The sequence below is a fragment of the Pseudomonas sp. F-14 TE3623 genome (assembly GCF_053629015.1).
Window position 1 is genome coordinate 4979483 of record NZ_JBRJHM010000001.1, and the last position, 22034, is coordinate 5001516.

Here is a 22034-nt window from a genome sequence, read left to right on the forward strand (position 1 = left end):
TAGATAGAAATCATCCTTATCCAAAGCTTAGTTCACCCAGCCCCGCGGCTACCGTTCTGGCCATGACACGATGCCCCGCGGCAGCTCCTACACTGGTTTTACGTCCTTTGCGAAGTCAGTCATGAACATCTCGCCCAAACTCGCCTTTTTCACCCTCGTCAGCACCCTTGCCTACCTCGCGCTCGCGGTGTTCGGCATGGGCGGGTTGGCGGCTTTTTTCTCCCGCCCGCCGTTGGCGGTCATTGCGTTGGCAACCCTGGTGATGGCGGTCGTGTCTTTGTTCAGCGAAGGCAACCTGAGCTCCGGCGAACGTGAAGACAGGGCCAATCGCTGGGTGTTGCCAGTTTTTGGGGTACTGGGATTGCTGAGTGGGTATCTGCCGGCCTACACCGACCGGATCGATTTCTGGACCTTCGGTGGTGAGGGCGTGCGTTGGCTCGGCGTGCTGTTGTTCATCGGCGGCGGCGCGCTGCGGATGTGGCCGGTGTTTGTACTGGGCAAACGCTTCAGCGGACTGGTGGCGATTCAACCGGGGCATCGCCTGGTCACCGACGGGATTTATCGGACCTTGCGCCACCCCAGCTATCTGGGGCTGCTGATCAATGGCGTGGGCTGGGCGCTGGCCTTTCGTTCCGGGGTCGGGTTGCTGCTGGTGGCACTGACGTTGATCCCGCTGATTGCCCGCATTCGCTCCGAAGAAGCGCTGTTACGCACGCAGTTTGGCAGTGAATATGAGGCTTATTGCGCCCGAAGCTGGCGATTGATTCCCGGAATCTACTGAACCCATCACAATCTACTGTGGGAGCGGGCTTGCTCGCGAAAGCGGTGTATCAGTCGACATCAATGTTGAATGATGAACCGCCTTCGCGAGCAAGCCCGCTCCCACATTAAAGTGTGTACAGGCTGATCTGGCTGTGGAGATCCATTCGCGCCTTGACCGAGTCATAACTGGCCAAAGTAGTATGCGGGGTCTGAAGCGGATGAACATGCGTCGCGGTGATGACCATGACGTGGGCACCCGCCGCTTCACCTGCGCGAATCCCCACGGCGGCGTCTTCGAAGATCAGGCAATCAGTGGGCTCGACCCCTAACCGATGGGCAGCCAGCCGATAACCCGCAGGGTCAGGTTTGCCGGCACTGACGTCTTCGGCGGTGACCATCACGCCAGGTGCGGGAATGCCTGCCGCCGCCATTCGGCGCAGGGCTAGCGCCCGTGGCGCGGAGGTGACAATGGCCCATTGATTGGCGGGCAGCGACTTGAGGAAACTCGCCGCGCCGGCCACCTCGACAATCCCTTCCACATCCTCGATTTCCGCCTCGGTGATCCACGCGGCTTCAGCTTCGGCGTCTACCCCGGGCAATGCCAGGCGGTTGATGGTGTCGATGGCGCGAACGCCGTGGATGGTTGGCAGGAAGGTATCGACATCGACTCCGTGGCGCAGGGCCCAGATGGTCCAGATCCGCTCGGCGGCGGCGATGGAGTTGAGGACAGTTCCGTCCATATCGAACAGAAAGGCGCGGTACGAGGTGTTGAACACGGAGGCTTGAACGGACAAAGGGCGATTTCCAGAACCAGGCGAATGTTGTCAGGCAATGTACATCACTCGCGTAGGCGCTGCCGCAAGCTGCTATCTTTTGATTTTGCTTTTTAAAAGCGAAGATCAAAAGATAGCAGCTTGCGGCAGCGCCTACGCGAGTCGGTTCGAGTGCAAGGCGTTTTGCACACAATCGAGCAATTGCCCTACCGCCCAGGGCTTCTTGATGAACGCAACCTGATGCTTGACCCCGGAGCTTTTCGGGGTTTCGAAACCGGACATGATCATGATCGGTTTGTCTGGCCAACGGTCGCCGAACTGATTGGCCAGGTCCGCGCCATTGAGTTTGCCCGGCATGGTGATGTCCGTCAGCAACAGGCCTACCTCCGGCGCGTGCTGCTCCAGAAACTGCGACGCGGCGTCCGCGCTGACCTGTGGTTCAACCGCAAAGCCTTCCTCCTGAAGAATTTCGCACAGAAACTCCAGGATCAACGGGTCATCCTCAACCACAAGAATCAAACCGTCAGACAAGTGCCCGCCCGCCGTCGATACTGGACCCATGACCGTGCCACTCCCTGATTGCATAAATGATTTCGCAGGCTCAAATCCGCCACTTACAGGTATGAGCAGCGGACTTCGAGGAAATTCATTTTTGATACAGTCAGACGACGAAATCGGCTGAAGCGGATTCCTTGGAGCAGCTGGCGATTTTCATTGCGTCCTGGCTCAGGTTCTCGCCTCAGACTTGAACGTCGCGCGCCAACATGACAGCATTCGCAATTGCAACAGCTTCCCATTTGCGAATTATCTTCGTTCGAGGTTTCGTCGTGTCGGGTCAGTCCGCTTCGTCCCTTTCCGAGCTTTACCGTGGGCATCACGGCTGGCTGTTCGGCTGGCTGCGCAAAAAGCTCGGCTGCCCCGACAATGCGGCCGACATGGCCCATGACACCTTCGTCAAACTGCTGGGCCTGGACGCTTTGCCGACACTGCAGGAACCACGGGCCTATCTACTGGTGGCAGCCAATCGGCTGTTGATCAATCAGTATCATCGGCGCCGAGTCGAGGAAGAAACCCTGCGCAGCATGGTCGTTCTACTCGATCATCAGGTCCAACAAGGCCCGGAACAGATCATTGCCGTGCGCCAATTGCTCGGCAAAGTGCTGTTGCTGTTGCTCGAAGAGCTGGAAGAGAAACCGCGCAAGGCTTTTCTGATGGCGCGTGTCGATGGCTGTTCCTATGCCGACATTGCCAGGCACCTTCAGGTCTCCGAAAGCAGCGTCAAGCAGTACCTGGCGAAGTCGCTCGCGCATTGCCATGCCCGTTTGTTCGACGCCTTGCCCGAGGGGTTGAGCGATGACTGAAAGCCTCACCCAGGATCAGATCCGCGAGCAGGCGGCCCATTGGCTGGTGCGTCTGGATGAGGCGCCCTCGCCAGAAGTTCTGGCCGAATTCAACACCTGGCACGCCGCCGATGTGCGCCATGCGCAACTGTTCGAACAACTTCAGCAGCTTTGGCAATCCTTCTCGCCGCCACCGAAAACCCGGCCTCGTCGCGCCCGCCTGATAGGCGCAGCTCTGGTGTTGCCAGCGGCGATTGCCGTCGGCCAGTGGCTGCCCGTGCAGAGCTGGATGGCGCCCGCCACGCAGACGATCACTTCGCCCTCCGCCCGGCTTATTTTCCACGACAGGCCACTGCCCGAAGTACTGGCCGAAATTGATCAGCATCGTCGGGGAGTTATCTGGGCGTCGGATGCGCAATTGCAAACCCTGCGCTTTACCGGCGTGCTGCCCGCGCAAGACAGCGATGCCGCATTGGCCTTGTTGCAGGCGGCCTTGCCGATTCGTATCGAGACCTACAGCAAATACGTGGTGCAGGTGCGGCGGCGCTGAGCAAAAAAATCTTCAAGACAACTGCCCGATTTCATTTCAGCCCGGTCATTGGAGTTAATACAGTCGATTCCATGAGCAACAACAATGACCAATCAGACCTTTTCCTTCTTTCGCCTGAGCGCTCTGGCACTTGCCTTGAGCTGCGCTGTACCGGCCTTCGCCGACTCCGCGACAGACACTTTTCACTTCGAACTGGCGAGCCAGCCACTGGACTCGGCACTGACGGCACTGGCCACGCAGACCGGGCTGTCCATCGGCGTCGACGCGGCGCTGTTGCGCGGCAAAATGGCGCCGTCGCTCAAGGGTGATTACAGCACCGAACAGGCACTCAATAGCCTGTTGCGCGACAGTGGCCTGCAATGGCGCTTCAGCGGTAAAAACAGCGTCACGCTACAACCGGCTCCGGCGCCGCTGGAACTGGGCAGCGGCTCGCTGTCACTGTCCGACACCGTGGTGTCCGCCACACGCAGCGAGGCCAGCATCGCCTCGATTCCCGGCACCGTGCAGTTGATTCAGGCAAAGGAGATCGCGCAACAATCCGCTGCCGGGCGTAAGGTGGCCGATGTTCTCGGCACACTGGTGCCCGGTCTGGCGCCCTCTTCCGGCACGATGAGCAACTACGGCCAGACCATTCGCGGGCGTAACGTGCTGGTGCTGATCGACGGTGTGTCGCAGAACGCCAGTCGCGACGTTTCACGCCAACTCAACAGCATTGCGCCATCGAGTATCGAACGCATCGAGGTGGTCTCCGGTGCCAGCAGCCTCTACGGCGCGGGCGCCTCGGGCGGCATCATCAACGTCATCACCAAGCGTAACGAGGGGCAAGCCCTGGCAATGAGCAGCCGCGTAGGCCTCAGCACTGCCGACAACCTCAATCGCAAAGGTTTTGCCTACGAAGTGTTCCAGAGCGTGACCGGGCGCCAGAACGCCTTCGACTGGTATTTGTCCGCCGACCTGTTGCAACGCAATGACCAGTTCGACGGCAATGGCAACCGCATCGCCCAGGAAGCGTTTCAGGGCAGCAACATGGACACCGAGAGCCATGACCTGCACGCCAAATTCGGCTTCGATCTGGATGACGACCGACGCCTGAGCCTGTCCGTGCAGGAGTATGAGGACAAACAAGACACCGGCTATGTGGCCGGCTCTCGCAATGGCGAGTCGGTGGCGATCAAAGGCTTGCAGTTGAGCGACCAGCCGTTCACCCATAACCAGGCCGTGAACTTCAATTACACCGATCGCGATCTGTTCGGCCAGCACTTGATGGTGGAAAGTTACTGGCGCAAACAGCAGGCGCGGTTTTTCCCTTACAACTGGGGCGCCAACGCCGGGGTTGTGGCTTCCGAGAGCGAAGCCGAGGTCTATGGCCTGCGCACCGCCGTGGAAAGCCCCCTGCCCTCGATTGGCAGCGCTACCGGCAACCTGGTCTGGGGCGCCGACTTCGAGAACGAACAAATCAGCCAGCAGGGCGACCGCTATCGCGTCGACGGCTTGGCCTACACGCCGACAGGCGAGCGCTACGCCTTCGGCCCGGACATTGAAACCAACACCACGGCACTCTTCGCTCAATCGAGTTGGGACATCGGCGACTGGACCCTGCGCGGCGGTGCGCGGCACGAATGGATACACAGCGATGTTGCCGACAGCATCGCCTTTGGCGGCATTTCCCAAGCGGGCGTGACCGAGGTGTTGCCCGGCGGCACGCTGAAGTACGAAGACACCCTCTACAACCTCGGTGCGGTCTACCACATCAGCAGTGCGCAGGATGTGTTCGTCAACTTCAGCCAGGGCTTCTCGCTGCCCGATGTGCAGCGCTTCCTGCGTGATGTGCGCGGCAGTTACAACATTCAGGACCTCAACGCTCAAGCGATCAAGGTCGACAGTTACGAACTCGGTTGGCGCGGCGACTGGGAGTCATTGCAGGCCAACGTCACCCTGTTCGAGAATCGCTCGGACGTGACGCAGTACTACGACTCCGTCACCCGTGCGCAACGGCTGATCGATCAGAAAGAACGCGTGCGCGGTATCGAGACCAGCCTGACTTATCACCTCGATCAAGCCTGGTCGCTGGGCGGAACCTATGCCTGGACCAAAGGCGAAACCCATCAGAACGGCGAATGGCTCGACCTGCCGGCCACGCGCATCTCACCGGCCAAAACCACTGCCTTCGTCGCCTATGAGCAGGACGACTACAACCTGCGGTTGCAGGCGATGCGCCTGGACAGTTACGACGCCGGTTTTCAGGATGGCAACGGTCGTAAAATCGAAGGCTATACCACGGTCGACCTGCTGGCCGGCGTGGAGCTACCGGTGGGCAAACTGGACATGGGCGTCTACAACTTGAGCGATCGCAACTATGAAACGCTCTACATGCAGGCCAATGCGGCCGCGCCTTACCCTCATGCCGAAGGGCGTCGATTGGCGGTCAGCTATTCGGTGGATTGGTAACCGCGCGCGCTGTTGGTTCGTGGGGGGCGAATTGTGGTTAAAATGCCGCCCCCTTTACATTGCCGACCTTGCCCGATGAACCCAGATGCCCTCTCCGTCCTCCACGCCCATTTGCTGACTGCGCTTGCGGCTGCACCCGCAGAAACCCGTCGGCTGTTCCACGGCCGTGGCCGCTGCTGGCCGGGGCTGGAGCAATTGACTGTCGACTGGCTGCAGGGCGTGGTGCTGGTCTCGCTGTTCAAGGAGCCAGACCCTGCGCAACTGGAGGATTTGAAGCGGTTGCTGATGGAGATCACTCAGGCGCCGGCGTGGAAACAATCCGGCGCGCACACCTTGCTGCTGCAACATCGCTATCTGCTGCAAAGCACCACCGAATGGCTGCTAGGGGAGCCGATCGACGAGATGACGATCACCGAGGGCGGCCTGCATTATCGCGTGGACCTGGGCCGCAAACAGAACACTGGCCTGTTCCTCGACATGCGCTACGGCCGCGACTGGGTGCGGGCCAATGCTCAGGGCAAACGCGTTTTGAATCTGTTCGCCTACACCTGCGGCTTCTCGGTAGCGGCCATCGAGGGGGGCGCGTTGCATGTGGTCAATCTGGACATGTCCAGCCCGGCCTTGAGCCGTGGCCGCGAGAATCACCGGCTCAACGGCCATGACCTGAGCAAGGTGAGTTTTCTCGGCCATGACCTGTTCAAGTCCTGGGGCAAGGTGATCGGCAAGGGTCCATACGACCTGGTCATTATCGACCCGCCGTCCTTTCAGAAAGGCAGTTTTCTGCTGACCAAGGATTATCAGCGCGTGCTGCGCCGCCTGCCGGAACTGCTCAGCCCTCAGGGCACGGTGCTGGCCTGCATGAACGATCCGGCTTTCGGTGCGGACTTTCTCATTGATGGCGTCACCCGCGAAGCGCCGAGTTTGCGGTTTGAGCAGCGGTTGGAGAATCCGCCGGAATTTCCCGATGCCGATGTTGAGTGTGGGTTGAAGGCGTTGGTGTTCAAGCAGGGTTAATTGACGATCAAAAGATCGCAGCCTTCGGCAGCACTCCAACACCTTGCTCAAAGCGCTGCGCCAGGCCGGTTGGCCGGGAGGATTAGACTAATGGTACTTGAGTGCCAGCCCCCGGCTTCTTACGATGTTGATACGTGGCGGTTGGAGGTTTAAGCCGTTGCGTAGGTGGTGAGTGAACTGAACCCCAATAAGCTCACCACTTGTTTCATGCGCATCTTGAGCCTCCGGCTCTACTTCCTCCCCATCAAAGAGCTTCGAGGCTCTTTTTTTGTCTTTCAAAAAGCATTGGCGCTGGCCGGTTGGCAGTGGTGAACATCCTGGGCCGCGTCGCTGCACCTGGATGCATCGAAAAGATCACGACCGATCACCCGCGCAGCCTCCAGATGAACCGTCGGCGCCTGGATTTCCGAGTCGAGCAGCAGCTCGGACGTCACAACGCTGGCACCGCAATAATCGAAGATCCCATGGTCGATCTGCGTCTTCATGGCGTCGGCATAACCATGGCGCGCGTAGGTTCCAGCATCGGCGCCACCGACACCCACAAGGTGAACCCGCAGGTGGCGAAGCTTCTTCTCCAATTTGGCATCCGCACTGAAATCGAATGCCCAGCCGTTGGCGAACACCCGATCGATCCAGCCTTTGAGCAGCGCCGGCATCGACCACCAATAAACCGGATACACCAGCACCAGTGCATCGGCGCGATCGATCCTCGCCTGCTCGGCCGCAACATCGGCGGGAGGCGGTGCTTGCCGATGATGGACGGCGAGATCGGCCGCGCCGAACCTCGGATCGAACCCTTGCGCCCAAAGGTCTGCGATTTCGAAAGAGTGGTCGGAATCAGCCCCGGACACACCTTCGGCGATCTGCCTCGCGAGGCTATGGGTGAGCGACTGAGGGTCATGGTGAGCCACAACGATGAGTGCATGCATATCGAAACCTCCTGCTACGGAATGAGTGATTGAGGGCTAGAGACGAGCCTTATATACTCTTGGTAAGTTACGATCAGTAAGCTACTTTTGGTACATAAGCATGTCAAGCACCGAAACACCTGAGCAGGATTCCAGCCCGCAACCGCGCCGCCGGATGTCACGAGAAGAGCGCCAGCGCCAGTTGTTGGATGTCGCCTGGCAGCTGGTTCGAGAAGAAGGCACGGAAGCCTTGACCCTGGGGCGGCTCGCCGAACAGGCGGGGGTTACCAAACCGGTGGTTTACGACCATTTCACCACCCGCCCCGGGTTGCTGGCGGCGCTTTATCAGGAGTTCGACGCGCGTCAGACCGCACTCCTGGACGCCGCGCTTCAAACCAGTGAACCGACGCTGGCCAGCAAGGCAATGGTCATCGCCTCGTCTTATGTTGATTGCGTCCTTCTTCAGGGCCGCGAGATACCCGGCGTGATCGCCGCATTGACCAGCTCGCCCGAGCTGGAAAAGATCAAGCGCGAGTACGAAGTGATCTTTATGGACAAGTGCCGCAACGCCCTCCTTCCCTTCGCCGGAACGGGTGAAATCGCGCCAGCGAGTCTTCGGGCAATGCTCGGTGCAGCGGAGGCGCTGTCCCATGCCGCCGCGACTGGCGAGATCACGCCCGTGCAGGCACAGGACGAACTGTTCGCAACGATCGTGGCGATGGTCGAAAGGAGCGCACGCACTGGAAGCAGCCTCAAAGACTGAACAGCGTTCAACGCCTGGCAAGCAACTTCAGCGTGAGACAAGCCCCGCCAGGACAGCAGCGTAATGCCACCTATACTAGAAGCCACCTTCCCCCCTGGGGGCCTGCGCTACAACAATAAAAAGCAGAGGTGGAACATGGTCTGGCAGCAAATCTACGACCCTTTCGATAACCCGATGCTATCAACCATCATGGCGGCGGTGCCGGTGGTGGTGATGCTGGTCTCCCTGGCGTTTTTCCACATCAAGGCGCATTTGGCGGCGTTGTTGGCCCTGGGCTCGGCCTTGCTGATTGCGATTTTCGCCTTCGGCATGCCGGCGGACATGGCAGGCTCGGCCGCACTCTACGGCGCCGCCAACGGTCTGTTGCCGATCGGCTGGATCGTGCTCAACATCATTTTCCTGCACCGGCTGACGACCGAGAACGGTTCGTTCAAAGTGCTGCAGGATTCCCTGGCGCGCATCACTGACGATCGACGTCTGCAACTGCTGCTGATTGCCTTCTGCTTCGGTGCCTTCTTCGAAGGGGCCGCCGGTTTCGGCACCCCCGTGGCGGTGACCGGGGCCATTCTGATCGGGCTGGGCTTTTCACCCTTGGCCGCGTCTGGCCTGGCGTTGATCGCCAATACCGCGCCCGTGGCGTTCGGCGCCTTGGGCACGCCCATTATCACCCTGGCCAAAGTGACCGGGCTGGATGAAATGGAGCTGTCGATGATGGTCGGCCGGCAACTGCCGTTCTTCTCGGTGATCGTGCCGTTCTGGCTGATCTGGGCCTTCGCCGGCTGGCGCAAGATGCTGGAAATCTGGCCGGCGATCCTGGTCGCTGGCGTCAGCTTCGCCATACCGCAGTTCCTCGTGTCCAACTACCACGGGCCGATGCTGGTGGATGTGATCGCCGCGCTGATTTCCATGGCCTGCCTGACCGGTTTCCTCAAGGTCTGGAAGCCGGCCACTGTGCATACCTCCGCCGCGTTGTCAGGCCGGGCCGACAACTCCACGGTGGAGGCGGACCCGGACGAGAAACCCAGCGCGACCTTTGCCCGCGACGCCAAACCCGCCGTAATGCGCGCATGGATGCCGTGGATCATCCTCACGGTCTTCGTCTTTGCCTGGGGCACTCAAAGCTTCAAAAACCTGTTCGATACCCGTCCGGTCATGGATCCGCAAACCCACTCGGCCAAGCTCGATCCCCAAGGCAAGCCGATGCGCGAGGCCAACCCGATCTTTGCCCCGACCTTGACCTTCGCCACGATTCACCAACAGATCGAAAAGGTCCCGCCCGTTGTACCCACGCCTAAAAAAGAGGACGCGATCTACAAGTTCACCTGGCTCACCAGCACCGGCAGCGGCATCTTGCTGGCGGCGATCCTTGGCGGGCTGTTGATGGGTTATTCCATCCCGCAGCTGCTGCACCATTACCTGCGAACAATATGGGTGGTGCGCTACTCGCTCATCACCATTGTGGCCATGCTTGCCCTGGGCTTCCTGACCCGCTACTCGGGCCTCGACGCCACGATGGGTCTGGCCTTCGCCGCAACGGGCATTTTCTACCCCATGTTCGGCACGCTGCTCGGCTGGCTTGGCGTTGCCCTGACCGGCTCGGACACGGCCTCCAACGTGCTGTTCGGCGGCTTGCAACGGGTAACGGCCGAGCAATTGGGCCTGAGCCCGGTATTGATGGCCGCGGCCAACAGTTCCGGCGGGGTCATGGGCAAGATGGTCGATGCCCAGTCGATCGTGGTCGCGTCCACCGCCACCCGCTGGTACGGCCATGAAGGTGAAATCCTGCGCTATGTGTTTTTCCACTCCGTGGTGCTGGCGATTCTGGTCGGCGGGCTGGTGACGTTGCAGGCGTATGTGGCGCCGTTCAGCCATATGGTGGTGGGCGGGAATTAACCAAGGCGACCGCTGTTAACCATGGCTCGGAGTCGCAACCCGAGCCATGGTTCAGACCAGATAACCGCCGTTCACATCAGGCCGAAACTTGCGCATAGCAACAGTAGGCTAAGCTTTCAGCAGCTCATTGCTCACGATGCTCGATTCTGCAGGTTTTGGTTTGTTCTGGAGAGCGTCTGCAACAGCTATTTCAGACAGGCCCAAACCTTTCACGCAGGATTGACGTGATGACCGAGCCCCTCCTCAGCTTTGATGCACTCAAGCGCGCCGCTGCCGCAGGCGAGATCGATACCGTGTTGGTCTGCATGGTCGACATGCAAGGGCGACTGGTCGGCAAGCGATTCCAGGTCGAGTTTTTCATCGACAGCGGCCACGAAGAAACCCACTGCTGCAACTACCTGCTGGCTGACGACATCGACATGGAACCGGTGCCGGGTTACGCCGCGGCCAGCTGGAGCAAAGGTTATGGCGACTTTGTCCTGAAACCCGACATGGCCACCTTGCGTCGGGTGCCCTGGCTTGAGTGCACGGCGCTGGTGCTCTGCGACGTGCTCGATCATCACCATCGGCGCGACCTGCCCCATAGCCCACGGGCGATCCTGAAAAAGCAGGTCGAACGACTGCGCGAACGCGGCTATACCGGTATGTTCGCCTCTGAGCTGGAGTTCTATCTGTTTGACGAGAGTTACGAGGCTATTCACAAGCGCAACTACCACAAGCCAAAGACTGCCGGTCACTACATCGAGGATTACAACATCCTGCAGACTACCCGCGAGGAACCGGTGCTGCGGGCGATTCGCAAACACCTGCAGGCATCCGGCATTCCGGTGGAAAACTCCAAGGGTGAATGGGGGCCAGGGCAGGAAGAGATCAACATCCGTTATGCCGATGCCCTGACCATGGCTGACCATCACGTGATCATCAAACACGCCTGCAAAGAGATCGCGCAACTGCAGGGCAAGGCGATCACGTTCATGGCCAAGTGGCGCTATGACGCCGCCGGTTCCAGCAGCCATGTGCACAATTCGTTGTGGGACAAAAATGCCAAGAAGCCGCTGTTCTTTGATCCCAAGGCCGAATTTGGCATGTCGAAGCTGATGCGCTCCTGGGTGGCCGGACAGCTCAAATACGCCAACGACATCACCTGTTTTCTTGCGCCCTACATCAATTCGTACAAGCGCTTTCAGGCCGGCACTTTCGCGCCGACGCGGGCCGTCTGGAGTCGGGACAATCGCACCGCAGGCTTTCGTTTATGCGCGGAAGGCAGCAAGGCCATCCGCATCGAATGCCGTATCGGCGGTGCCGACCTCAACCCCTATCTGGCCTTCGCTGCGTTGATTGCTGCTGGCCTGGCCGGTATCGACGAGAAGCTCAGCCTTGCTCCGCCCTTCGAGGGCGACGCTTACGTCGACGAGCACTTGCCCGAAGTGTCGAAAACCCTGCGCGAGGCCTGCGCCGCACTCAAGGCGTCGAGCATGTTGCGCGAGGCGTTCGGCGATGAGGTGATCGACCACTACGTGCACACCGCCGAGTGGGAACAGAAAGAGTACGACCGGCGCATCACCGACTGGGAACTGCAGCGCGGCTTCGAGCGTTATTGAGCACACACCATGACTGAGATCGTTCAACTTATCTCCCCGGTCGATGGCCGGGTCTACGCCGAACGCCGCCGTGCCGATGCAGCGCAGATCGAGCAGGCTCTGGCAGCTGCCGCAACCGCCCAGGCGCAATGGAAGCGCCGACCACTGAGCGAACGCGCAGCCTTATGCAGCGCCGCCGTGGACGCGATGCTGGCGATGAAAGACGAGATCGTGCCGGAACTGGCCTGGCAGATGGGCCGCCCGATACGCTTCGGCGCCGGCGAACTGCGCGGCTTCGGAGAACGTGCGCGGCACATGATCGCCATTGCGCCTGAGGCATTGGCAGCGATTGAACCTGCACCCATCGCCGGTTTTCGGCGATGTATCAAACGTGAACCGCTGGGTACGGTGCTGGTCGTCGCACCGTGGAATTACCCCTATCTGACGGCGGTGAATACGATCATTCCGGCGCTGATGGCGGGCAACAGCGTCATCCTCAAGCACGCCACGCAAACGTTGCTGGTGGGCGAGCGTTTCGCCGAGGCCTTTCGCCGCGCCAATCTGCCCGAAGGACTGTTTCAGAACTTGCTGCTTAGTCATCTCTATACCGCAGCGATCATTGCCTCTGGACGCGTACAACAGGTGAACTTCACAGGCTCGGTGGACGCCGGCAAGGCCATGGAACAAGCGGCCGTCGGAGGTTTCCTCGGCGTAGGCCTGGAGCTTGGCGGCAAAGACCCCGCCTACGTCCGGGCAGACGCCAACCTTGAACATGCGGTGGAAAACCTGGTGGATGGCAGCTTCTTCAACTCCGGGCAGAGCTGCTGCGCCGTCGAACGCATCTATGTCGATGAAAAAATTTACCCGGCCTTTATCAAGCGCTTCGTCGCCTTGACCCGCCAATACGTACTCGGCAATCCGCTGGACGAAGCCACCACCCTCGGCCCCTTGATCACACCGAGCGCCGCTGAATTCGTTCGCGGGCAGATCGCCGATGCACTGGCACAAGGGGCCAGGGCGCTGATCGATCCAAAGGACTTTCCTGCCGACGCACCGGGCAGCGCCTACCTCGCGCCGCAAGTATTGGTGGACGTCACCCACCAAATGTCGGTGATGCGCGAGGAAAGCTTTGGCCCGGTGGTCGGCATCATGTCGGTGGCCAGCGACGACGAAGCCATCGCCTTGATAAACGACAGTGAGTTCGGGCTCAGCGCGTCTATCTGGACGCAAGACCTCGCCGCCGCCGAACGCATCGGCGACGAGATCGCCACCGGCACCGTGTTCATGAATCGCTGCGATTATCTGGACCCGGCCCTGGCCTGGACCGGGGTGAAAAACAGCGGGCGCGGCGTAACCCTGTCGCGCCTTGGCTATGAACACCTGACCCGCGCGAAATCCTTCCATCTGCGCCACGAGATCTGAGCCATGAGCCTGACCGCGAACTGGAACTACCCCACGAGCATCCGCTTTGGTGTCGGCCGCATCGCCGAACTGGCGGAGGTTTGCCGCAGCCAAGGGATCCAGCGACCGTTGCTGGTCACCGACAGTGGCCTGGCGCGTGCCCCGATCACCGCGGCGGCGCTGGAATCCTTGCGCGTTGCCGGTCTCGGTGTAGCGCTGTTTTCTGACCTCAAACCTAACCCCATTGAAGCCAACCTCGCGGGTGGGCTCGATGCCTGGCGCGCCGGCAAACACGATGGCGTGGTCGCCTTCGGCGGCGGTAGCGGCCTGGATATGGGCAAGCTCATCGCGTTCATGAGCGGCCAGACCCGACCGGTTTGGGATTTCGAAGACATCGGCGACTACTGGACACGCGCCGACGAAAGCAGCATCGCCCCGGTCATTGCGGTGCCGACCACCGCGGGCACCGGTTCCGAAGTCGGCCGTGCAGCGGTGATCATCGACGAACGTACGCACACCAAACGCATCATTTTCCACCCGAAGATGATGCCGCGGGTGGTCATCAGCGACCCGGCCCTCACCATCGGCATGCCGGCAAAAGTCACCGCCGGCACCGGCATGGATGCGTTTGCCCATTGCCTGGAATCGTACTGCGCTCCCGGTTTCCATCCCATGGCCGAAGGCATTGCGGTGGAAGGCATGCGCCTGGTGGCCAATGCGCTGGTGCGAGCCGTACACACCCCCTCCGATCTCGACGCACGCGCGCAAATGCTGGCGGCTGCCGCGATGGGCGCCACCGCTTTCCAGAAAGGTCTGGGGGGCATGCACGCACTCGCGCATCCGGTGGGCGCCCTGTACGACACCCACCACGGCATGACCAATGCCACTTTCATGCCCTATGTGCTGAAGTTCAATCGCCCGGCCATTGAGGAACGCATCACCCGTCTGGCGGCGTATTTGCGCCTGCCCTCCCCGGGCTTCGACAGCTTTCTGGCCTTCGTCCTCAAGCTGCGCAAAGACATCGGCGTGCCGCATACGCTGTTTGAGCTGGGCGTGGATGACAAACAGGCCGATCTGATCGCGGACATGGCGATTGTCGACCCCTGCGCCGGTGGCAACCCGTTGCCGTTGACACGAACGGGCGCGGCAGAAATTTTCGACGCGGCGTTTCACGGCCGGCTCTAGAGCAATCGCCTGTCCATGGCCAACGTGTGAGCACGCAACCTGGATGGGTTTCAACCGTTAGAGGCAGGAGCAGTACGACAGGGGGTTGAAGACAAACCCATTCGGCAACGCACCACGCGGATGGATGTGGATCAAAACCTGAACAAGAGCACACGCTATGAGTCCAGTAAGCCAACCCGGCGCCACCGCGCCACAAGACGACGACCTCAAGGTGTTGCACAGCATGGGCTATGCCCAGCAACTCTCGCGACGCATGGGCGTTTTCTCAAACTTTGCCATTTCCTTTTCGATCATTTGCATCCTCTCGGGTGGCATCAACTCGCTGGCCCAGGGCACCTCGGGTGCGGGCGGTGCAGCCATCGGTATCGGCTGGCCACTCGGTTGCCTGATCTCCGGGGTTTTCGCCATGGCCATGGCACAGATTTCCTCGGCCTACCCAACGGCCGGCGGTCTCTATCACTGGGGCTCGATTCTCGGTAACCGCTTCACCGGCTGGCTGACGGCCTGGTTCAATCTGCTAGGGCTGATCACGGTGCTCGGCGCGATCAACGTCGGTACCTATTACTTCTTTTTCGGTGCCTTCGGACCGGCCCTGGGAATGGAAGACACCATCACCACACGGATCATTTTCCTGGCGATCCTGACCGGCATCCAGGCTTTGTGTAACCATTTCGGCATCGGCCTGACGGCAAAGCTCACCGACTTCTCGGGCTACCTGATCTTCGCCACGGCGCTCGCACTGACCATCGTCTGCCTGATCGCTGCACCCAGCTATGAGTTCGTCCGGTTGGTGACCTTCGGCAACTATTCCGGCGAGGCCGGCGGCAGCGTCTGGCCACAGGTGTCGAACGGCTGGATTTTCATGCTCGGCCTGCTCTTGCCGATCTACACCATCACCGGCTACGACGCCTCCGCGCACACCTCCGAAGAGACTCGTCAGGCAGCCTGGTCGGTGCCGCTCGGGATGGTCAGCTCGGTGGCCTGGTCGTTGCTGTTCGGCTGGGTCATGCTCTGCTCGTTTGTACTGATGTTGCCGAGCATGGACGAAGCGGCGAAGCAGGGTTGGAATGTGTTCTTCTGGGCGATGGACACTCAGGTGAACCCGGCGATCAAAATGGTGCTTTACCTGGCGATTTTCATCTCGCAGGTTCTCTGCGGGCTGGCGACCGTGACCTCGGTTTCACGCATGATCTTCGCGTTTTCCCGTGACGGCGGCCTGCCCTTCTCGAAAGCATTGGCCTCGGTCTCTCCGACCCATCGCAGCCCGGTGGCGGCGATCTGGACCGGTGCCACTCTCGCGGTGTTGTTCGTGTGGGGATCGTCCCTGGTATCGATCGGTGAAACGCCGGTTTACACGATCGTGGTCTCCTGCACGGTGATCTTCCTGTTCTTCTCTTTCATCATTCCCATCGTGCTGGGCCTGTTTACCTACGGGACTGCGAAGTGGCCGACCATGGGACCGTGGAACATGGGGCGCGGGTTGTATTCGTTTTTCGCCATCCTCTCGATCCTCTCGATGGTGCTGATCTTTGTCATCGGCATTCAGCCACCGAACGATTGGGCGCTGTACATCACGCTCGGTTTCCTGATTCTGACGGCAATCATCTGGTTCGCCTTTGAAGCCCGACGCTTCCAGGGCCCGCCCGTGGGCGAGATGATCATCAAGCGTCAGGCAGAAATCGCAGCGGCTGAAGAGGCGTTGAATAAACAGGCTGGGAGCTAATTGCCATAGCCCAAAAGCGGGGGGCTGAGCGCTAATGCCAGTCAGTTAAGCAATCCATGTGGGAGCGGGCTTGCTCGCGAAGAGGGCGTGTCAGTCGACATTAATATCGCTTGGCACACCGCTTTCGCGAGCAAGCCCGCTCCCACAGGTTTCGCATGCTTAACTGACTGGCATTAGGCGCTGCCCCTCCGCTTTTTATGAAGTGGCGCAATCGGGATCAACCAACAGGAAGCACGCAGATGGACCGTCTCACGGCGAAAGATTTTGCCCCTGAACTGCTCGAACTCTACGACTACTACGCCCACGGCAAAATCAACCGGCGAGAGTTTCTTGATCGTGCGGCGCTGTTCACCTTGGGCGGCTTGACGGCCTCGGCCCTCCTCGCCGCCCTGAGCCCGAATTATGCGCTGGCCGAACAGGTGCCATTTACCGACCCGGACATCATTGCCGAGTACATCACTTACCCCTCGCCCAAGGGTCACGGGCAGGTTCGTGGCTATTGGGTGCGCCCTGCCAAAGCCACCGGCAACGTGCCGGCGGTGGTGGTCGTGCATGAAAACCGTGGGCTCAACCCTTACATCGAGGATGTCGCCCGGCGTCTCGCCAAAGCGGGGTTCATCGCACTCGCCCCTGACGGCCTGACGTCGGTAGGCGGCTATCCCGGCAACGATGACAAAGGCCGGGAACTGCAGCAGAAAGTCGATCCGGAAAAACTCATGAATGACTTTTTCGCCGCCATCGAATGGCTGATGAAACATGACGCCACCAGTGGAAAAGTCGGCATCACTGGTTTCTGTTATGGCGGTGGGGTTGCCAATGCCGCGGCCGTGGCCTATCCAGAGTTAGGGGCTGCCGTGCCCTTTTATGGCCGTCAGCCGAAGGCAGAAGATGTCCCCAGAATCAAGGCGCCTTTATTGCTTCACTATGGCGAACTGGATACACGCATCAATGAAGGATGGCCCGCCTACGAGCAGGCGTTGAAAGCGGCCGCCAAGACCTATGAAGCCTATATCTATCCTGGCGCTAACCACGGTTTTCATAACGACTCTACACCTCGATACGATGATGCCGCCGCCAGGCTTGCCTGGGACCGAACCCTGGCCTGGTTTCGGCGTTACTTGGCTTGATTAATCAAACACGAATAATGGCGATAAGGAACTTAACGCTTATGAACAAGTAACTTAACAGGTCTTCCTTCATCGCCAATCTTAATATTGAACATATCGCCTCCTAACCCATCGCGATTGATAAAATAATATTAAAAATTACTCTTCCATTGCCCATTGCATATTTATCGGCGCCTGCTTAACTGCAAAAACTGCTGATGACAGCAGTGCCCGTAAACACCACGGAAGGAATCGTTATGAGCAGTTCAACTCGCCATAGCATGCCCCCCTATGGGGTGGCCATCCAAAGCGCGATCAAGGCAGGCGACCTGCCGCAAATGAAGACGCTATTGAAACAACGCGATGCATCCACACCAGAAAACAAAGAGCTAAGTACTGCTTACGAGCAGTTGGCCAAGGAAGTCGCACGCCTGGAAAAGCACTAACAGCTATTTCCGCTCCCCTTATTGCAATGGAGGCAATAACCATGTCTGGTTCTAATCAGCAACTTGTCGGTTTGTTCCCGCTCGGCTACCGAATTGGTACTTCGATGCCGGGTGCACAAAGTCTGGCACTCAATCTTCTGGTCTTTACCCCTGATGAGACTGTAAACGGCACCGCTGCAATCACTCAGGCGACCAACCCGCCGCTGGATGTGCATTCCGATGTCTGGGGCGAGTACACCTACCTGACGGTCATGTCACCCGGCGTCAGCAAAATCCTGATCACCGCACAAGGCAATCATGGCGGCTCAGGCTCGAACTCCATCGTGAATTTCAAGTTGCAACTGGTGGTGGGCACCGACTGGAAAGAAGGCGTCGCCAACTATTCGTACTTGAATGGTCAGCAGCAGTGGGTCGAGGTCAACAATGCGCCCGCCCATCTCATTGAGGCGGTGCCGTCCCACGTCTCCCCGTTGCCGTTGGAGCCCGGCCCGGTGATTCCGCCGGAGTCATCTTATCCGCCCATCATGCCGCTGTACGCCGCACCGATTCAAAGTGCAATGGCCAGTGGTGACCTGGCCCAGATGAAAAACCTGTCGCGCCTGGCCCAGCAGCAACTGGATCAGCAACCCCAACTGCAGAGTGCGCTTGAAACGGCCAAGGAAGAAATCAGCCGCCAGGAACGCCGCTGACTCGACCACGAAATATGCCCGACTTGTCTTGAATACAAATAAGGGAGTAGCACCATGTCAATCGGACTTTTTCATACCCGCCTCAACGTCAGCAATCACCAGCTGGGCGCACCGGTTTTAACCCTCGATCTGCTGGTGGATACCGCAAAGAAAAAAGTCAGCGGGATAGCGAGTATTTTCCAAAGCACCTACCCACCCCTCAACTTCCGTGCCCGTGTATGGGGTGAGTACTCCGAGGCCAAACTGGTTCCGACTGCCGAGAACCACATCATCCTCACCCTGGCTGGCAGCCCGAGCGGCCCTCTCAGCCAGATCGCCCAGACCTTCGGTTTGAAGGGCATTTTGGGCGGTGATTGGGCGAGCGGTTATGCCGACTACAAATACCAGGAACAGGGCCATTGGCATTACGTGAAACACGCCGCTGTCAGCCAGGCTCCCGTTATTGTGCGCCCAGAGCATCCGCACCATGCGGTACCGCTCTACGCCGTCGCGGTCCAGCAAGCGCAAGCCAGCGGTGACCTGGCACAACTGAAAGCCGTGGTCAGCCAGGGTGAACAGCAACTGGCCCACAGCGGTGCGCTGCGCAATGCACTGGATCAGTTGAACGTTGAAATCGCTCGGCTGGAGGCTCGCTAACCCCGGGTAATACGGGTCAGTTACGCGCAATCCATGTGGGAGCGGGCTTGCTCGCGAAGGCGGCAGCACAGTCAATATTGATGTCGCCTGACACACCGCTTTCGCGAGCAAGCCCGCTCCCACAGAGTTCCGCGCTTAACTGACTGGCCCCGGTTCATTTCAACAACATAAAGGTAAATCCGGTCGCGCCACTGGCCCAAGGAAGGCGCGAACACTTCGATGGATTCGTGCCGCGCACGCGTTGGTGCGCAAGGATTTCCCATGTCAGACAGTCGCCCTGCCCGCTACCTCAGTGAAACCGACCTCAAACGCTACGTGCCGGTGCATGTGGTCTGGGAAATCACCCTGGCCTGCGACCTCAAATGCCTGCACTGCGGCTCACGTGCCGGCCATCGACGACCCGACGAATTGAACACCCGGGAATGCCTGGACGTCATCGATGCCCTGGCCGCCCTCGGTACTCGCGAGATCACCCTGATTGGTGGTGAAGCCTATTTGCGCAAGGACTGGACGCAACTGATCCAGGCCATCCACGATCACGGCATGTACTGCGCCATACAAACCGGTGGACGCAACCTGACGCCCGCAAAAATGCAGGCAGCGGTGGATGCCGGGCTCAATGGCGTCGGTGTTTCACTGGACGGATTGGCCCCGCTGCATGACGCGGTGCGCAATGTTCCGGGCTCGTTCGACAAGGCGGTAGACACCTTGCGACGGGCCAAACAGTCCGGGCTTGCGGTGAGCGTCAACACCCAAATCGGCGCGGCCACGTTGCCCGATCTGCCCGAGTTGATGGACCTGATCATCGGCCTCGGCGCCACTCACTGGCAGATCCAGCTGACGGTCGCGATGGGCAATGCCGTCGATCACCCGGAGCTGTTGTTGCAGCCTTATCAACTGCTGGAAGTGATGCCATTGCTGGCGCGCCTGTATCGCGAAGGCGTCGATCGCGGCCTGCTGATGAACGTGGGCAACAACATTGGTTACTACGGTCCTTATGAACACATGTGGCGTGGTTTCGGTGACGAGCGCGTGCACTGGAGCGGCTGCGCCGCCGGCCAGACCGTGCTGGCACTGGAAGCCGACGGCACCGTCAAAGGTTGCCCGTCATTGGCAACGGTGGGGTTTTCGGGCGGCAACGTGCGCACCATGAGCCTGCACGATATCTGGCACTACAGCGAAGGCATGCACTTTGGCCGACTGCGTGGCGTCGACGACCTGTGGGGTTACTGCCGAAGCTGTTACTACAACGACGTCTGCCGTGGCGGCTGCACCTGGACGTCGCACTCCCTGCTCGGCAAACCCGGCAACAATCCCTACTGCCATTACCGCGCGCTGGATCTGCAAAAACGCGGGCTGCGCGAGCGCATCGTCAAACTCGAAGACGCGGCAAAGACTTCCTTCGCCGTTGGACGTTTTGACCTGATCACCGAACGCATCGACACCGGCGAGAAGGTCAGCAGCGTCAGCGACAGCGGCCAGGTGATCAAACTGGCCTGGGCGAACCAGGGCCAGAAATCGCCGGACGAAGGACGCATTCCACCGCAACTGGCGCTGTGTCGCGGCTGCTTGCAGTACATCCATGCGCACGAAGTGACTTGCCCTCACTGCGATGCCGATGTCGCCGCCGCAGAAGCCGTGCACCAGACAGACCGTGCGCGGCAACAAGCGATAATCAACACCCTGACCGGCCTGCTGGGGTTGCCGCAAAATACCTTGATGTAAGGGAGTAATGGCCAGTCAGTCAAGCGCAATCCATGTGGGAGCGGGCTTGCTCGCGAAGACGGCGGCACAGTCAACATTGATGTCGCCTGACACACCGCTTTCGCGAGCAAGCCCGCTCCCACAGGTATCGCATCTTAACTGGCTGGCATTTGCCAAGGCGGCCCTTGCGCAAATCTGGCCTCCAGCCATTCCTTGAAGGCCATGAGCGTTGCCGGTGTGAACGCGGCGGATGCTCGCACCAGATAGATCCCGCCCTGAGCATCCAGGTCCCACTCCGGCAGAACGCGAACCATCTGGCCGTTGGCGATATCCCGGCTCATCAGCCACTCGCCAGCGCCCAAAATACCGACGCCGGCCTTGGCCGCGGCGAGCAACGCCTCGCCGTCGTTCGAGGTCAAGGTTCCCCTGGTGATGACCCTCTCCTGCCGATCACCCTTCGACAAACGCCATTCAGGAAACGCCGCAAGGCCGGTAAAGCCCAGGCAGTTGTGCTCGGTCAGTTCTTTCGGGCTGGCCGGTAAACCATGCTGTCCTATGTAACTCGGTGAGGCGCAGAGAATGCGGCGATGATCACTGAGCTTCTTCGCAACCAGGCGGTTGTCGTTCAATTCGCCAATACGAATCGCCGCATCGAATCCTTCACCAATAATGTCGACGACGCGATCGCTGTAATCCACCTCGACGGAGACCAGTGGATGAGCCGCCAGAAATTCCGGCAGCATCGACGCCAGCCACAAGCGCCCCATCGCGGCAGGAAAAGCCAGGCGCAAAACGCCACGAACCTGCGCCGCGCCCAGTGACGCTTCCTGTTCGGCCTCGATGATCAACCCCGTGGCAGAGCGCAGACGTTCGACGAGGCGGCTGCCGGCATCAGTCAACCGCACCTGGCGCGTCGTGCGCTCCATCAGCCGCACGCCCAAGCGCTTTTCCATCGTCGCCAGGCGCTTTGAAATCACCGTCGGATGGCGTTGCAGCAACCGTCCGGCAGCCACGAACGAATGCGCCGAAGCGACCGCAAGAAGTGCTGCAATTTCATCGATGTGGCGGCTGTCCAGTGGGTTCACAAAACACTCTTTTTTCAGATAACAGACG

General features: G+C 59.9%; 20 protein-coding genes. 16 read left to right on the forward strand and 4 right to left on the reverse strand.

Features of this window, described 5'->3' with window-relative positions:
* The first annotated feature begins 121 nt into the window (after nucleotides 1–121).
* On the forward strand, nucleotides 122–781 hold the full coding sequence (locus AB7M29_RS23245; RefSeq protein WP_217858473.1) for a methyltransferase family protein: 660 nt from the start codon (nucleotides 122–124) through the stop codon (nucleotides 779–781).
* 106 nt (nucleotides 782–887) lie between these two features.
* On the opposite strand, the gene AB7M29_RS23250 is transcribed toward AB7M29_RS23245, so the two are convergent.
* Together AB7M29_RS23250 and AB7M29_RS23255 are read right to left on the reverse strand one after the other, a co-directional pair.
* Nucleotides 888–1556 (reverse strand): HAD-IA family hydrolase, encoded by a 669-nt coding sequence (locus AB7M29_RS23250; RefSeq protein WP_454248074.1) that lies wholly within the window; start codon nucleotides 1554–1556, stop codon nucleotides 888–890.
* A gap of 132 nt (nucleotides 1557–1688) precedes the next feature.
* The gene (locus AB7M29_RS23255; protein ID WP_454248075.1) at nucleotides 1689–2096 is read right to left on the reverse strand and encodes a response regulator; all 408 of its coding nucleotides are present in this window, start codon (nucleotides 2094–2096) and stop codon (nucleotides 1689–1691) included.
* A 203-nt stretch (nucleotides 2097–2299) separates the two neighbouring features.
* Between AB7M29_RS23255 and AB7M29_RS23260 the strand changes: the two genes are divergently transcribed.
* The 4 genes from AB7M29_RS23260 (at nucleotide 2300) to AB7M29_RS23275 (ending at nucleotide 6887) form a co-directional block, all read left to right on the forward strand.
* Complete coding sequence (locus AB7M29_RS23260; protein WP_454248076.1) at nucleotides 2300–2896, forward strand: sigma-70 family RNA polymerase sigma factor; 597 nt, start codon at nucleotides 2300–2302, stop codon at nucleotides 2894–2896.
* Nucleotides 2889–3425, forward strand: a complete 537-nt coding sequence (locus AB7M29_RS23265) for a FecR family protein (protein ID WP_217858471.1) — start codon at nucleotides 2889–2891, stop codon at nucleotides 3423–3425. Before AB7M29_RS23260 ends, AB7M29_RS23265 begins: the two co-directional genes overlap by 8 nt.
* Before the next feature lie 84 nt (nucleotides 3426–3509).
* Nucleotides 3510–5873, forward strand: coding sequence for a TonB-dependent receptor domain-containing protein (locus AB7M29_RS23270; protein ID WP_454248077.1), 2364 nt, complete (start codon nucleotides 3510–3512; stop codon nucleotides 5871–5873).
* 75 nt (nucleotides 5874–5948) lie between these two features.
* The gene (locus AB7M29_RS23275; RefSeq protein ID WP_454248078.1) at nucleotides 5949–6887 is read left to right on the forward strand and encodes a class I SAM-dependent methyltransferase; all 939 of its coding nucleotides are present in this window, start codon (nucleotides 5949–5951) and stop codon (nucleotides 6885–6887) included.
* Nucleotides 6888–7162: 275 nt separating this feature from the next.
* Here AB7M29_RS23275 and AB7M29_RS23280 read toward each other — a convergent pair whose 3' ends face one another.
* Nucleotides 7163–7816: an NAD(P)H-dependent oxidoreductase gene (locus tag AB7M29_RS23280; protein ID WP_217858468.1), complete on the reverse strand. Its 654-nt coding sequence runs from the start codon at nucleotides 7814–7816 to the stop codon at nucleotides 7163–7165.
* A 100-nt stretch (nucleotides 7817–7916) separates the two neighbouring features.
* Between AB7M29_RS23280 and AB7M29_RS23285 the strand changes: the two genes are divergently transcribed.
* The 11 genes from AB7M29_RS23285 (at nucleotide 7917) to AB7M29_RS23335 (ending at nucleotide 20942) form a co-directional block, all read left to right on the forward strand.
* Nucleotides 7917–8558: a TetR/AcrR family transcriptional regulator gene (locus AB7M29_RS23285; protein ID WP_217858467.1), complete on the forward strand. Its 642-nt coding sequence runs from the start codon at nucleotides 7917–7919 to the stop codon at nucleotides 8556–8558.
* Nucleotides 8559–8693: 135 nt separating this feature from the next.
* Nucleotides 8694–10451, forward strand: coding sequence for an L-lactate permease (locus AB7M29_RS23290; protein ID WP_217858545.1), 1758 nt, complete (start codon nucleotides 8694–8696; stop codon nucleotides 10449–10451).
* A gap of 227 nt (nucleotides 10452–10678) precedes the next feature.
* The gene (locus AB7M29_RS23295) at nucleotides 10679–12052 is read left to right on the forward strand and encodes a glutamine synthetase family protein (RefSeq protein ID WP_315866172.1); all 1374 of its coding nucleotides are present in this window, start codon (nucleotides 10679–10681) and stop codon (nucleotides 12050–12052) included.
* Nucleotides 12053–12061: 9 nt separating this feature from the next.
* A complete protein-coding gene (locus tag AB7M29_RS23300) occupies nucleotides 12062–13453 on the forward strand; it encodes an aldehyde dehydrogenase family protein (RefSeq protein ID WP_454248079.1) in 1392 nt (463 codons plus the stop codon).
* A gap of 3 nt (nucleotides 13454–13456) precedes the next feature.
* Complete coding sequence (locus AB7M29_RS23305; protein WP_454248080.1) at nucleotides 13457–14617, forward strand: iron-containing alcohol dehydrogenase; 1161 nt, start codon at nucleotides 13457–13459, stop codon at nucleotides 14615–14617.
* 157 nt (nucleotides 14618–14774) lie between these two features.
* A complete protein-coding gene (locus tag AB7M29_RS23310) occupies nucleotides 14775–16340 on the forward strand; it encodes an amino acid permease (protein ID WP_217858463.1) in 1566 nt (521 codons plus the stop codon).
* Nucleotides 16341–16579: 239 nt separating this feature from the next.
* Entirely contained in the window at nucleotides 16580–17467 is an 888-nt protein-coding gene (yghX, locus tag AB7M29_RS23315; RefSeq protein WP_454248081.1) for a YghX family hydrolase, read from the forward strand.
* A gap of 236 nt (nucleotides 17468–17703) precedes the next feature.
* A complete protein-coding gene (locus AB7M29_RS23320) occupies nucleotides 17704–17892 on the forward strand; it encodes a DUF1843 domain-containing protein (RefSeq protein WP_217858461.1) in 189 nt (62 codons plus the stop codon).
* 41 nt (nucleotides 17893–17933) lie between these two features.
* Nucleotides 17934–18581 carry a DUF1842 domain-containing protein gene (locus AB7M29_RS23325; RefSeq protein ID WP_217858460.1) on the forward strand — a complete coding sequence of 216 codons (648 nt, stop codon included), beginning with the start codon at nucleotides 17934–17936 and terminating at the stop codon, nucleotides 18579–18581.
* 54 nt (nucleotides 18582–18635) lie between these two features.
* Complete coding sequence (locus tag AB7M29_RS23330) at nucleotides 18636–19217, forward strand: DUF1842 domain-containing protein (RefSeq protein WP_454248082.1); 582 nt, start codon at nucleotides 18636–18638, stop codon at nucleotides 19215–19217.
* A 261-nt stretch (nucleotides 19218–19478) separates the two neighbouring features.
* Nucleotides 19479–20942 carry a GDL motif peptide-associated radical SAM/SPASM maturase gene (locus AB7M29_RS23335; RefSeq protein ID WP_454248083.1) on the forward strand — a complete coding sequence of 488 codons (1464 nt, stop codon included), beginning with the start codon at nucleotides 19479–19481 and terminating at the stop codon, nucleotides 20940–20942.
* 134 nt (nucleotides 20943–21076) lie between these two features.
* Here the strand turns inward: AB7M29_RS23335 and AB7M29_RS23340 are convergent, their stop codons facing one another.
* Nucleotides 21077–22006, reverse strand: a complete 930-nt coding sequence (locus AB7M29_RS23340; RefSeq protein ID WP_454248084.1) for a LysR family transcriptional regulator — start codon at nucleotides 22004–22006, stop codon at nucleotides 21077–21079.
* Nucleotides 22007–22034: the final 28 nt, after the last annotated feature.